The organism is Mucilaginibacter rubeus (genome assembly GCF_014643835.1).
Classification (GTDB): Bacteria; Bacteroidota; Bacteroidia; order Sphingobacteriales; family Sphingobacteriaceae; genus Mucilaginibacter; species Mucilaginibacter rubeus.
In genome coordinates this window covers 906,682-919,651 of record NZ_BMKD01000002.1, presented here as the reverse complement: position 1 = coordinate 919,651, position 12,970 = coordinate 906,682, and the positions used below count along the sequence as shown (strand labels likewise).

The 12,970-nt window shown below is 40.6% G+C and carries 8 protein-coding genes; 3 read left to right on the top strand and 5 right to left on the bottom strand.

Going from position 1 to position 12,970, the window contains the following annotated elements; genetic code table 11:
- Positions 1-10 precede the first annotated feature (10 nt).
- The gene (locus IEX80_RS10325; RefSeq protein ID WP_188832801.1) at positions 11-1,528 is read left to right on the top strand and encodes a right-handed parallel beta-helix repeat-containing protein; all 1,518 of its coding nucleotides are present in this window, start codon (positions 11-13) and stop codon (positions 1,526-1,528) included.
- A gap of 33 nt (positions 1,529-1,561) precedes the next feature.
- A complete protein-coding gene (locus IEX80_RS10320) occupies positions 1,562-2,596 on the top strand; it encodes a LacI family DNA-binding transcriptional regulator (protein ID WP_090532961.1) in 1,035 nt (344 codons plus the stop codon).
- 306 nt (positions 2,597-2,902) lie between these two features.
- Here IEX80_RS10320 and IEX80_RS10315 read toward each other — a convergent pair whose 3' ends face one another.
- From IEX80_RS10315 to IEX80_RS10305, 3 genes are read right to left on the bottom strand one after another with little or no spacing between them, the layout of a single operon-like run.
- Entirely contained in the window at positions 2,903-4,360 is a 1,458-nt protein-coding gene (locus IEX80_RS10315) for an alpha-L-fucosidase (protein ID WP_229701588.1), read from the bottom strand.
- 17 nt (positions 4,361-4,377) lie between these two features.
- Positions 4,378-5,739 (bottom strand): alpha-L-fucosidase, encoded by a 1,362-nt coding sequence (locus tag IEX80_RS10310; protein WP_090532959.1) that lies wholly within the window; start codon positions 5,737-5,739, stop codon positions 4,378-4,380.
- Positions 5,740-5,794: 55 nt separating this feature from the next.
- On the bottom strand, positions 5,795-7,924 hold the full coding sequence (locus tag IEX80_RS10305) for an alpha-N-acetylglucosaminidase (RefSeq protein WP_188832800.1): 2,130 nt from the start codon (positions 7,922-7,924) through the stop codon (positions 5,795-5,797).
- 425 nt (positions 7,925-8,349) lie between these two features.
- On the opposite strand from IEX80_RS10305, the gene IEX80_RS10300 reads away from it, so the two are divergent.
- Positions 8,350-10,896 carry a glycosyl hydrolase 115 family protein gene (locus tag IEX80_RS10300; RefSeq protein WP_188832799.1) on the top strand — a complete coding sequence of 849 codons (2,547 nt, stop codon included), beginning with the start codon at positions 8,350-8,352 and terminating at the stop codon, positions 10,894-10,896.
- Positions 10,897-11,169: 273 nt separating this feature from the next.
- Here the strand turns inward: IEX80_RS10300 and IEX80_RS10295 are convergent, their stop codons facing one another.
- Complete coding sequence (locus IEX80_RS10295; protein WP_090532953.1) at positions 11,170-11,913, bottom strand: LytR/AlgR family response regulator transcription factor; 744 nt, start codon at positions 11,911-11,913, stop codon at positions 11,170-11,172.
- Entirely contained in the window at positions 11,910-12,896 is a 987-nt protein-coding gene (locus IEX80_RS10290) for a sensor histidine kinase (protein WP_175490079.1), read from the bottom strand. Before IEX80_RS10290 ends, IEX80_RS10295 begins: the two co-directional genes overlap by 4 nt.
- Positions 12,897-12,970 lie beyond the last annotated feature (74 nt).

Here is a 12,970-nt window from a genome sequence, read left to right as displayed (position 1 = left end):
AAGTATGCTTATGAAATGTAATGTCTATGTTTTTTTAATGCTTGGTTTTGCTATACAGGCATTTGGTTGTAGTAAAAAGAACGATTCCGGCGGTAATGTTACAATTACCGGGAGCACTCATGTTTATTATGTAGCTGCCAACGGGTTAGAGTCAAATAAAGGAACAATTGACGCGCCTTTTCAAACTATCAATACCGCGCTTTCCCATACCATTCCCGGCGATACTGTAATGGTAAGGGGGGGAGTATATAGCGAAAAGGTTGTATTTCCCAAATCTGGCGTAATGGATAAGTATATCACGTTGAAAGCTTACCGTGGGGAAACACCTATAATTGACGGTAGTGCTTTTAGTGTTAACGGGAGGGAAGCCCTGGTAACTATTGATAAGGCAAAGTATATAGTTGTAGATGGCTTTGAAATACGCAATCTTAAAACCGCAACCGGCGATCCCAAAGCCATTATGGTTGAAGGTGGATCCGACTACGTTATTATAAAAAACAATACGGTATACGGTATTGATTATACTCAGCTCCCGCTCAATGGAGGCGGAAATGCTATACTGATCATCGGGAATACTGCCGATCCCGTAACTAATATTACCGTTACCGGGAACACAATCCATGATTGTAAAACCGGGTACGGCGAAAATTTAACCATCAATGGCTATGTTGACGGTTTTACCATCACCAATAATACCATTTATAATGCTCAAAATATTGGGATAGATGCAGCAGGAGGCTATGCAGCAAATAGCGATCCAACGCTTAACTATGCCCGTAATGGTGTTATCAGCGGCAACACCCTCTATAACATTGAAAGCAAAAGAGGGCCGCTTGGTGGACATGGCGCCATAGGTATTTATGTAGACGGCGGCAGGAATGTGGTAGTGGAAAAAAACAAAGTGTCCGTTACAGACAGGGGGATTGGTGTTGTGAGCGAAACCAATGGCTTCCCCACCGATCATGTTACCATAAGGAATAACCTGGTATTTAACTGTTGGTGCTCCGGGATCTATATGGGTGGGTATTTAAATTACACAGGCGGTGGTACAAGCAACTCGGCTATAGTAAACAATACCTTGTATAATAACAACCAGGCATTAGGTGCCTTTGGCGAAATAGAAGGGGAGATAAGTATTAGGGAAGATTGCACCAATAACGTTATAAAAAATAACATCATTTATGGCGGGGCATCAGATATGTTTATTCATAAATATACCAACCGCGGATCGGGTAATATCATAGATTATAACCTGTATTACACCACAGGCCCCGCGCAGTGGACCTGGAACGGCGTGGCCTATACCGACTATAATTTATGGAATGCAGCCTGCGGTGGAGACGCCAGTTCAACATATGGCACCGATCCTTTATTTGTCAATACATCCGGCCTTGATTTTCACCTGCAATCATCGTCAGTAGCAAAAAATAGCGGGCAGGTGATATCTGATGGCGTTAACGGTACGGTTGATTTTGATGGTAATACGCGTATCGTAAATAAGCAGATAAGTAAAGGGGCATATCAATAATCAATACCCATTGTTTTTAATCTTTATTACAAAATGGAAAAGATTCCCACAATTAAAGAGATAGCTAAACGCTTAAAAGTAAGCCCTTCAACAGTGTCGCGTGCCCTTCATGGTCATCCCAGCATTGGCCTTGTAACTACCATGCGGGTTAATAAGGTAGCAAGCGAACTAAATTATGAGCGAAATCAAACAGCTGTATTTTTTAAACAACGAAAAACATTAACTATTGGTGTAATTGTTCCGGATTTTTCTGACGCGTTTTTTTCTTCGGCCCTCAGTGGGATAGAAGATTACGCCAGCAAAAGGAATTATAACGTTTTTATTGGGCAATCGTTAGAAAACCCTGATAAGGAAAAACGTATCCTGGAAACAATGAAAACCCATCGGTTAGACGGTATTATCATTTCGATAAGCAAAAATACCACGAATTATGAAGTGTTTGAACAATTGAAAAAATATAACATTCCTGTTGTGTTTTTTGACCGTATTCCTGGCATGGAAGATATTCATTACTCGGTTTGTAATCTCCAATCGGGAATGCTACAAGCCATTGATTGCTTAATAGAAAAAGGGCATCGTAGTATTGGGTTAATTAATGGTCCATCGCAACTGGCTGCAAGTAAAGAGCGCCTGGATGCTTACAAACAGGGGCTTGATAAATATCAGATAGCAGTAAATACGGACCTGATAGTCTCTTCGGATCTGTCGTCTGCCCAAAATACTTATGCTATGCGGCGGCTATTATCTTTAGCAGATAAACCTACAGCTATTATCACTTTTAACGATTATGTGGCACGCGATGCAATTAAGTTGTTGAAGAACTATAATCTGGCTCCCAATCACGATATTAGCTTTGTCAGTTTTGCAAATTCTCCTATTTGGAGTTTTATGGATAGTGCCCCAATGGCGTCCATTGAACAATTTCCCCAAAAGCAGGGCATAAAAGCGGCCGAAATACTTTTTAAAATAATTGATGATCGCATCAGTGAAGCGTCGTTAACCCCGGTTTTCCATCATGCGGTATTTGATTCCAGTATGGTGTCTCACAGAGGGCGTACCAATGTATAGGATAAGGTTATAAAGAAGTTCGGGTTTTGATTTGCATAAAGCATTAGCGGGTAATATTTATACAAAAAGGGGTTTACATATTTTTTAGAAATTACACTTAATAAGTTGATTATTAAATATATATATGGGTGTTAACCCCGAATTGTGTTAACCCTGTTAACCTCTCTTTGTTAACAGTGTAAATCCAACCCAACACTATATATCGCTTAGTATCTGAAAAATCCCAAAAAAGCGAGGCTCATCATACCGCCTCGTTTTTTTTGAATTATAAGGTAGAAGTTGATAGGCTTGTTGTTTGTATACTCTTTAATATTCCAATTCAAAAGTGTCACTATACTTTAATATGCTGCTCTTTTGTAAAGATTTGGGAATTTGAATACGCAACTGCCCATTTTGATAGGCCCATTTTAACTTTTCAGAGTTGCCCAACAGGCTTACTTTTTTAATCCGTTTAATATTGTTTACAGGGAAACTTACCTCGGCCGGAAGGGTTACATTATCTTTTTCTGATAGCCAGAAGGCATATAATGTTTTTTTTGTTTTTGACCTTGTAAAATATATGTTCCCAACAGAATAAGGTATAACAGGTTCGGAAGCGTAAATTCCTTTTTCGTTAATCTTCATCCAATTCGCAATGTCCTGTAACCTTTGATAGGCAGTCGGATTCCAGTCGCCATCCGGTCCGGGGGCTATATTAAGCAAGAGGTTACCTCCTCTTGAAACTATTTTTATCAGCGTTTGCACCAATAGGCGGCTGGGCTTAAATTCGTCATCAGGAACATAACTCCAGTATTTGCCAATGGTCATACAGGTTTCCCATGGGTAGGATAAGGGCTTGTCCGGTACTTCCTGTTCGGGCGTGGTATAGTTTTCAAATTCGCCGGTCACTGTCCTGTCTACCATAATCAAACCCGGCTGATAGCTGCGGCTCATTTTTGCTATCCGGGCCATATCAATGTCCTGGTTATAATGTTGCGGGTCGTTATCCTTTGTAACTGATGGCCGTACCCAGCCGCCATCGAGCCATAAAATATCTATTTTACCATAACCGGTCATTAATTCTTCAATTTGGTTGTAAGTAAAATCTTTAAATTTTTGCCAGCGTTCAGGATATCGTTGCGGATCGTAATTTACATTATGATCTTTAGGAGGAAAGTAAGGCCACCAATAATTTTCATTATGCCAGTCGGGTTTGGAAAAATATGCCCCGATCATAAAATTGTCGTTACGGAAGGCGTTAAATATTTCTTTGGTGACATTGCTTCGCGGATTTTTCGAAAACGGAGTTTTAGGGTCGGTAATTTTATAATCTGTTTGTTTAGTATCAAACATGCTAAAACCATCGTGATGTTTAGTGGTAAACACCACGTAATTCATCCCCGCAGCCTTGGCCGCTTTAACCCATTTTTCGGGGTTAAAATTGGCAGGGTTAAAGGTGGTTTGGAGGTTTTCGTATGCTTTTTTATAGGCGAAATAATCATTGCTGTAGGGGCCGGTACGTGTAACCCAGTCATCAGGGCAAATAGTCCAGCTTTCGGCCACACCCCATTGGCTGTATGTTCCCCAGTGCATAAATAAACCAAACTTTTTGTCTTGCCAGCGGGCAAGTTTTTGCCGTACCAGCGAATCTTTAGGAAGCTGGTACGTATCTGACATTTTATGTTCGTTTTGTGCCAATACCGCCTGGCTGCATCCTAAAATAAACAGGCAGGGTAAAAGTTTTCGGATCATGATGATATAATACATTGATAGTTTTGTTTTCATAGGTAGATGAGTAAACATTAATTTAAAACCAATTCAATTACCGGTATCTCACTATCGGGCTTGGTTTCCGGTAGATTTAATATCAGGTCGTTACCTGTGCCTTTTGATTTGCTATCCTGTTGTATCTCCGACGCGTCATGTAAAAACTGAACGTATTTTACTTTATCCTTGTAGCCTGGTAAAGTAAGTGTTTTGCCGGGATATGCTAACAAATGCACGTATAAGCGCCGGGTATTTGCATTATAGGTAAGCAGGGTGTGCTCCGGGGCTACAAAGGTTTCCGGAGCTTCGGTACATCCATAAATGGAGCGGCTGTTATATTTCATCCAGGCTGCTATTCCGTCCAGCCTTTCGTTAGCACGTTTATCAAATAAACCGCGTGCAGTAGGGCCCACGTTAAGCAACAGGTTACCTCTTTTGCTTACAGCCTCTATCAGCATGGTAATTAATTGCGTGGTACTTTTCCAGCTGTTTTCGTCGCGGAAATAACCCCAGGAACCAGAAAACGTTTGGCAGGTTTCCCAATAAGTTTTGTAATCGTTTTTTTTGACCCACTCCGATAAATTTACCTGTTCGGGTGTCAGGTAATCCCAACCATCCTGGTATTCATTTAAATCGAGGCGGTTATCAATTATAATATTGGGCTGTAATTTTCTTATTTCTTTAACGAGTTCAACAGATCCCCAGTCTTTGGCCCCTTTCCCATGTTTGCCATTATCAGGGTACGAAAAATCGAGCCATAGCATATCAATTTTGCCGTAATTGGTAAGCAGTTCTTTAATTTGGTTATGCATGTAGGTGCGGTACCTGGCCACATCGCGGCCTTTGTTCAGCTTATCATAATCCTCATCTTTTTCGCTTGCCGGTTGCAGGGGGTGTAAAACATCAACGGTAAAGTCTGGGTGATGCCAATCCAACAGTGAATAATAAAAACCTATTTTTATACCCTCAGCTCTAAATGCATCAACAAACTCCTTTACAAGGTCTCTTTTAGCAGCGGTTTTAGTAGCCTTGTAGTCAGTATATTTTGAATCAAACAGGCAAAACCCTTCATGATGTTTAGTAGTAAGCACAGCATATTTCATCCCGGCTGCCTTAGCTTTCTTTGCCCACTCTTTGGGATTAAACAAATCTGGATTAAACTCATCAAAATAAGGCTGGTATTGCGCATCCGTCATGCGCTCCCATCTTTTTACCCATTCATGCCTTGCTGCCTGCGAATAAAGCCCCCAATGGATAAACATACCAAAGCGGTCATTAGTCCACCAGGACATACGTTTGGCTTTTTGTTCGGGTGTTTCTGTTCCTATTTTCTTTTGGGCATATAAAGGGGAAAATGCAATAAAAACCAATAAAATACCTGTTAACGTTTTTTTCATTTGGAGGATAGCTGACGTCAGTTTTAAGAAAGAGTGTTAAAAAAGGGCGATGTTTTTACATTGATAAAATTTCATCAACCACTTCCAGTAAAGGCCTTTGAGGCTTTTCAGGGTTTAGCTTTTGGTTGTCGTCCACCCATTTTCGTTCCCAGGAAAAGTAATCAGGTTCCTGAACGTTTTTACCTTGCAAATTGCTGCGCAGATAATCAAAATAAATCTCCCAGCGGAGCAAGTAATAGCTATCCATCAGGCCGGCCCACTCTTTATAAGCATACTCATGCAGATTGTCTTCGGTACGCACATTTTCGCCCCAATAGGTAATTTGCATTAATTCGTTTTTTAAATTGTTTGCTTTTTCTTCCGCGGTATTGCCGTTATCTATAGCTTGTTTGAGATAGGTGTTGAGCCTGAAATATTGATCGGTATTTAAGAGGTCATCTGTCAGCCTTATCATATGCAGGAATTTTGCGCTGGCTGCGTTAAATGTTTGCAGATTCTTGCTGTTATAAGCAGTTACCATTTCATTAAATGTGAGCGTGCCTTTATTAGCCAGCAGTTGCCGCACCATATTGATGAGGTCTATTTTATAAGTGGCCGAATTTTTAAGATCTGGTGCTGCTTTTGCAAATTCTTTTACCGCATTTGCAAAAGCAACCGTGTCATAATTACGAGTGAGCGTACCCCAACTGGAAATTGATTTAACTTTAAGTGCGGGTCTTGCGCAAAAAATGGATTCGCCAGCCCCTTCCTGGTAACCGGGAAGGCTTTGATAAATGGTTTGTAAAAATCCTTGCCAGGCGTTACTTGCATGCCCATCGCTTTTACCATAACGATATTGGGCGTATTTATCGATCCAGTTCCGGATATCCACATGTTCCTGGCGCCAGCCCAGTTCAAGCATCAGGTCATAATCAGGAGGGTTGTTATTGATGCCTTCAGGCATAATCCCCACACCTTTAAGATAATTGCTGTAAGTGCTTTTACGGACACGGTATACCTCATCGGCAAAGCGCTGCAGTTTTCCATATACGCCAGGCCGTTCGCCAAAATTATTAACGCTGCACCATATAAATGGTGTATTATCGTAAGCCTTACGCTTTTCCCAGTTATTTGTAAATTCACCAAAAAGCTCCTGTACCAATACTTTTGATTTATCGAGGCCATCAAGCATGGCCTGCTTGGGATTATCCTGCCAGCCCTGCAATACCCATGTTGAACCGGGGTAGTAATTTTGCATCGATGCCTGTATGGCAGTGCCTGCTTTTTTCAAATCAACACCTTCCGTTTTACCACCCTCATGAAAAGGGTCGCCGGCAAAAAAATGGATGTTCTTACCGTATAATTTTTGAATTTCGCTATAGTAGATGCCGGCAATGCGGCTAAACTCAGGATCAGTGGGGTCAAGTATATCAGGTCTTTTAAAAGCACCCCAGGTACCCTGATCAATAATATGTGCTTTTTTGTTTTTTAATGTGCTTGGCACCATGCCATAAAAACCTTGCAACACAGGTTGTATACCCAACTCCTGCATCCGCTTCATCATTTTCTGTTGAATCAGCTTCCTGTTGTCTATCTGGCTTTGCGGCATGGGACCTCCCCAGCCTTCAATATTTCCCATCAGCCACCATGCGGTATAAGCAGGCCCAACAATGAAACTGTTAATTTCACTTTCAGTGTATCCTATTTTCCTCAGCGTGTTTTGCCATACCGCTTCCATCCCTTCAACAGTAAGCATTGTATTAACACCATTTAACGCCATCCAGTCAAGCTCCCGTTCCCAGTCGGGCCAACTATAAAAGCTCATGGTATAGTTATAGGTGCAATAATTTAACGCATAACGATACTTGGCCGCAGCTTGTACGGTTACTTTTTTGTTAACATTAGGAATAGGAAACACGGGCGACATGTTATCACCCATGTGCGACATAGAACGATGGCAATAATATTTTAAATACCAGTTTACACCAACAGCCGCCGCATTGGCTCCTGAAGCATGGATAACCAGTTTATTCTTGATGGTTTGCAGTTCAACTATTTCTGAACTGGTGTTTTTTAAGGGTTCAAAAACGATATGGTTGCTTAACCACGGCGCGCGCCTTTTAACCAGTGCTTTTACAGGATCAAATTGTTGCGCTAAAAGCTGTATAGGCAATAATAAAAGTAGCAGACAGGTTGGTTTTCGCATAAAAATTTGTTGGTTTTTTTCTGTTAATATGTCCGAAACTAACTAAAATTTTATGGAAAGATTATGCATAATTCTATGCCCTGGAGCCTTGAAACTTACGCAAACGTTTGTTACTGCAAAGACAAACGTTTGCGTAAATTTTCACTGTTTTTTATCAAATATAGAGCGGGCGAAATGCTAATCCTGCCTGGACAACCCCGATCGACATTAACAGCCTGGGCTATTTTATGATAGGGTGAAAAAATGTAACCGATATTACGGTTACCTATGGCTGCCGATAACTACGGCCTATAAAGGCCGCTGAAAAATAGAATAAAGGCGCTAAATTAGAGCAGAATTACGGATATTAATAATCTAACTAAACTGGTGGTTTAACTCACGAGTTCGGTTGATTTTTAATACGGTCACATGATACAATATTATAAATGTTAAAATCACTCTTGAATACCCGCATAAGTTATTATAGATATTATAACCGCAGTATATTAAAAGCAACACCGCTACTGTTACTGGTAACCTTAACAACAATAAGCGTTAGTGCTCAAAATTTGATTGTAAAAACTGCTTTAGCCTCAAAATCAACAGATATTACAGTGGCCACTGCTCAAAAAAGTATAAGTTTAGCTATTGATAATTCTGATTACCAGGCGGTGAAACTTGCGGCTGGCTTTTTTGCTGACGATATAAAACAGGTTACCGGAACTTCGCCTGCTATTACTACTTTGCAACACCCCGCCGGTGAAATGATTATTGCCGGCACTATTGGTAAAAGCCCAGCTATTGATAGGTTGATAGCTGCACACAAGATCAAAGATATTAATAAAATTAAAGGCCGTTGGGAGGCTTCATTATGGCAAATAGTTAACAACCCCGCACCTGGTGTAAAAAAAGCGCTCATTATAGTTGGAAGCGATAGACGAGGGACAGTTTATGGACTCTTACAAATTTCAAGGAAAATAGGTGTATCGCCGTGGCATTGGTGGGCAGATGTTCCTACTGCTAAAAGAAAAACAGTTACGATCTCCGTACCTAAACCAACTTGGGATGAACCGGCAGTTAAATATCGCGGCATTTTTATTAACGATGAAGACTGGGGAATAAATCAATGGGCGAGGAAAAACTTTGAAAAGGATTTTGCACATGGCATTGGCCCCAAAATATATGAAAAATTATTTGAATTGATGTTGCGTTTGCGGCTTAACTATATTTGGCCTGCTATGCATGAAGTGTCTAAAGAATTTGGCGACACTCCCGAGAATGTAGCTTTGGCCGATCATTATGGTATTGTTGCAGGTTCATCACATTGCGAACCGATGCTGTATAATAACGTGCATTGGAACGAGAAACTTAAAGGTGTATGGAATTATAGCACTAATCCTGATAGTATTTATAAATACTGGAAAGAAACTGCTAAGCACAGAAAAGACAAAGAAGCAGTTTGGACAATGGGTATACGCGGTATACATGATCGTGGTATGGAATCGCCACCGTCAGGTATACCTGAAAGGATAACCCTTTTGGAAAAGGTATTTAAAGACCAGCGAGATCTTATTAATCAATACGTCAATAAACAATGGGGGCCTGTTGCCCAATGTTTTGTTCCTTATAAAGAGGTATTGCCTGTGTATGATGCCGGCTTAAAGGTACCTGATGATGTAACTCTGATTTGGGTAGATGACAATTTTGGGTACATTCGCCGCTTATCGAATCCAACCGAAAGGAAGCGGTCTGGCGGAAGCGGATTATACTGGCACTTATCTTACTACGGTGGTCCTCATTCGTATACCTGGATCAATTCTACCGCCCCGGCATTGATGTGGGAAGAGTTTCATAAGGCCTGGGAAAATCAGGCCCGGACGATGTGGGTGATTAACGTAGGTGATGTTAAACCGATGGAATTGGGGATCGACTATTTTTCACGCTTATCATGGAACCCGGAAAGTCAAAAGACGGATGCACAACCCCAATTTTTAAAAGCATTTCTTACAGAACATTTTAATGAAAATGTAGCTACGCTTAACAATTTGCTTACAGAATTTTATCGTTTAGGCACAGTACGAAAACCTGAATTAATGAATCGTGATTGGGCTATTTCTTTGTCGGATAACGAAGCTGTGCAATTACAAGCTGATTATCAGAGATTATTAAATCTTGAAACTTCTGTAGCAAAGTCTGTACCTTTAAATAAGCAGGATTCTTACACAGAAATGATTGGTTTTCCGGCCCGTATCATGGCAGAAACCGGACTTATATTTATGCATGACAGGGCAATTGTTTATGGTGCAAATCAATCTGCCCATCAGGTCGAGATAGATCGCCTTAAAGCAGCTTTGGAATCCGAAGTTGATAATTACAACAATAAAATAGCAGGGGGGAAATGGCAATATATGATGCCGGGAACAGTAACCGGTCAAAATCTTCTATCATGGAATAGCCAGGTAGCATGGCCATGGGCTGAAACCAGGAAACCGGATACCACCAAAAAAGCAATTCAGGCGGATATAACAAGAAACGCTTCATCTGCCGATGAACAAACCACAGCTGGAACCGCAAAATGGTCGGTTATACCAGGATTGGGCAATAGCGGCCAGGCTATGGCATTGACACCGGTTAACCTTAATTTATTATGGAAACCTGGTGATGTAAAAGCTCCAACATTGAATTACAATTTTAAAACTGATGGTAATTCAGCAAAGGTGAGGATTGATTTTATGCCAACTTTTAGAATTTATCCGGGTATGCAATTAAGGGTAGCCATTTTAGTTGATAATAAATTTATTTCAACAACAGAAGTGCCGGGGTCAAATGGCAAGGAAGATGAGAATGGACCCAACCGTAACCAGGGTATTAGAAATAATTACGTTAGTGCATTAATAGACTTACCAGCATTAACCACCGGGACACATAAATTATCTATCAGGGCTATTGACCCTGGCGTAGTAATTGATAAAATTTCATTTTATAAAAATTAGCGTCCTTAACTTTTTTATTTATTCCCAAAGCCGACGGTCCCAAAAGAAAAGACATATTCGGGAAACCGTTCCTGAGGAAATCAGCAGGTGATTGCTGCGTGTGCTTCTTAAAGTATTTCACAAAGTAGGATGGGCGTCTACGACCCATGCAAAACTCCATTCCTTTATGGCAGGATCTGTAAAGTTTGTATTGGAACATGCAGAGCCATTTTGGAGAAACGAGGGTTATGCCGGCTCATAAATATTTAACCCCTGATAGACAACCAATGATGATCAAGACCAATCTTTCAGGAATGTGGTAAAAACTTCTTTATATTGTTCGGTTACAGGTATCGTAGTATTTTCAATCTGGACAGAATTTTTGGTAACGGATTTGACTGCTTCTTTGGATACGATAAATGAGCGGTGGATTCGCAGGAAAATACTGGCCGGGAGTTTCTCTTCAAGGTTTTTCAGGCTTGTGAGGGTCAATAAGGGTTTATCCTGGTTCGCCAGGAAAATCTTTACATAATCTTTAAGTCCTTCGATATAAAGGATGTCTGCTATGTTAACTTTTACCAGCTGATAATCGACCTTAAGATAAATATAGTTCTTTTCAACAGGCGTTCCGGGAGTTATATTATTTTGAGCGCTTTCCAAAATCTCAAAATAATCATATGCTTTAGCAGCCGCCTTTGAAAAATCAACAAAACTAAACGGTTTCAATAAGTAATCTAACGCGTTCACCTTAAAGCCCTCTAAAGCATATTGATCATAAGCCGTTGTAAATATAACGCGCGGACCTTTTTTCTTTCCGGTTTGCTCTATGATCCTTGCCAGCTCAACACCGCTTAGGTCGGCCATCCGAATGTCTAAAAATATCAATTGAAGGCCGGGTTGTTGATGAATAGCTTTCAGCGCTTCGATAGCGTTGCCGAACCTACCCTGTAAATTTAAAAACGGGGTTTGTTCAATGTACGAAGTAATTAGCTTTAAAGCTATCGGTTCGTCGTCTACAGCTATGCAGTCAATTTTCATTTGAATCGGAACGTTAAATTTACAATGAATTCCCTGATATTGGAGTCGCGGTCAACCGATAATGTGTAGCGCCCGGGATATAGCAGGTCGAGCCTTCTTTTCGTATTGACAATACCGATGCCATTACTATCTTCCAACTGAGCCGTTTGTTCTTCAAAAAGGGAATTCCTGATCTCCAACTTCAGCTCGTCGGCAGATTGGCTGATCTCTACATAAATGTAACTTGGGTGTACACCGCTGATGCCATGCTTAAAGGCATTTTCAACAAATGGCAGGAAAAGCATGGGGGCTATTTCATGATTTTTTAGGTTGACCTGTTTTTCAAAAATGATCTGTACATCATCGCTCAGCCTCAGCTTCATCAGCTTGATATAGTCCTCAATAAATTTGATCTCCTTTTCCAGGTCGGTCAGATCGTTCTTGGTTTCATAAATAACATAACGCATCATATGCGAAAGCGTGTAAACCGCATCTTTAGACGCCACAGGGTTGCTATCGGCGAGTGCATAAATGGTATGCAGGATATTAAAAAAGAAGTGCGGATTGATCTGCGCTTTTAAAAAAGAAAGCTCTGAGCTGATTTTTTCCTGTTCGGTGGCACGGAAGGCTTCCTGGTCGGCCTTGATCTTCCGGGAGACCGCGATGATTGTGCTTACTCCGAGTAAAACAAGTGCAGTTATGATAGTCCAATAATTATAAACATGGTTATCGTCAGATGATTTTTTAGCCGGGTTTTTGTAAACTTTGGTAAATACAGCCTTCCAACCGGTTATTTCATCTAACCAATTGTTTAAGTACACAACGGAGACGAGAATAGCTATCATCAAAAGAACAAATAATACAGCCTTGTTTTTGTAAATCAATTGGGGAGTAAAATAAAACAGGTTGGCATAGAATAATGTTGCCCATACCAAATGTATCAATACCTGTTTGATCCAAAATTCACCGGGGAGTTTTAAGGGCCAGGATAATGGGAATAACATTAACGCTAATAAACAGGCCACTATATAAAAGTGAACTGAGAAAAAGATCTTCTTTAAGCCTGAAAAAGCCATAT

Bases quoted from the DNA above. Each gene is read 5' to 3' on its own strand.
- IEX80_RS10325 (WP_188832801.1), top strand. From the start codon at position 11: ATGAAATGTAATGTCTATGTTTTTTTAATGCTTGGTTTTGCTATACAG.
- IEX80_RS10320 (WP_090532961.1), top strand. From the start codon at position 1,562: ATGGAAAAGATTCCCACAATTAAAGAGATAGCTAAACGCTTAAAAGTA.
- IEX80_RS10315 (WP_229701588.1), bottom strand. From the start codon at position 4,360: ATGAAAACAAAACTATCAATGTATTATATCATCATGATCCGAAAACTT.
- IEX80_RS10310 (WP_090532959.1), bottom strand. From the start codon at position 5,739: ATGAAAAAAACGTTAACAGGTATTTTATTGGTTTTTATTGCATTTTCC.
- IEX80_RS10305 (WP_188832800.1), bottom strand. From the start codon at position 7,924: ATGCGAAAACCAACCTGTCTGCTACTTTTATTATTGCCTATACAGCTT.
- IEX80_RS10300 (WP_188832799.1), top strand. From the start codon at position 8,350: ATGTTAAAATCACTCTTGAATACCCGCATAAGTTATTATAGATATTAT.
- IEX80_RS10295 (WP_090532953.1), bottom strand. From the start codon at position 11,913: ATGAAAATTGACTGCATAGCTGTAGACGACGAACCGATAGCTTTAAAG.
- IEX80_RS10290 (WP_175490079.1), bottom strand. From the start codon at position 12,896: ATGTTATTCCCATTATCCTGGCCCTTAAAACTCCCCGGTGAATTTTGG.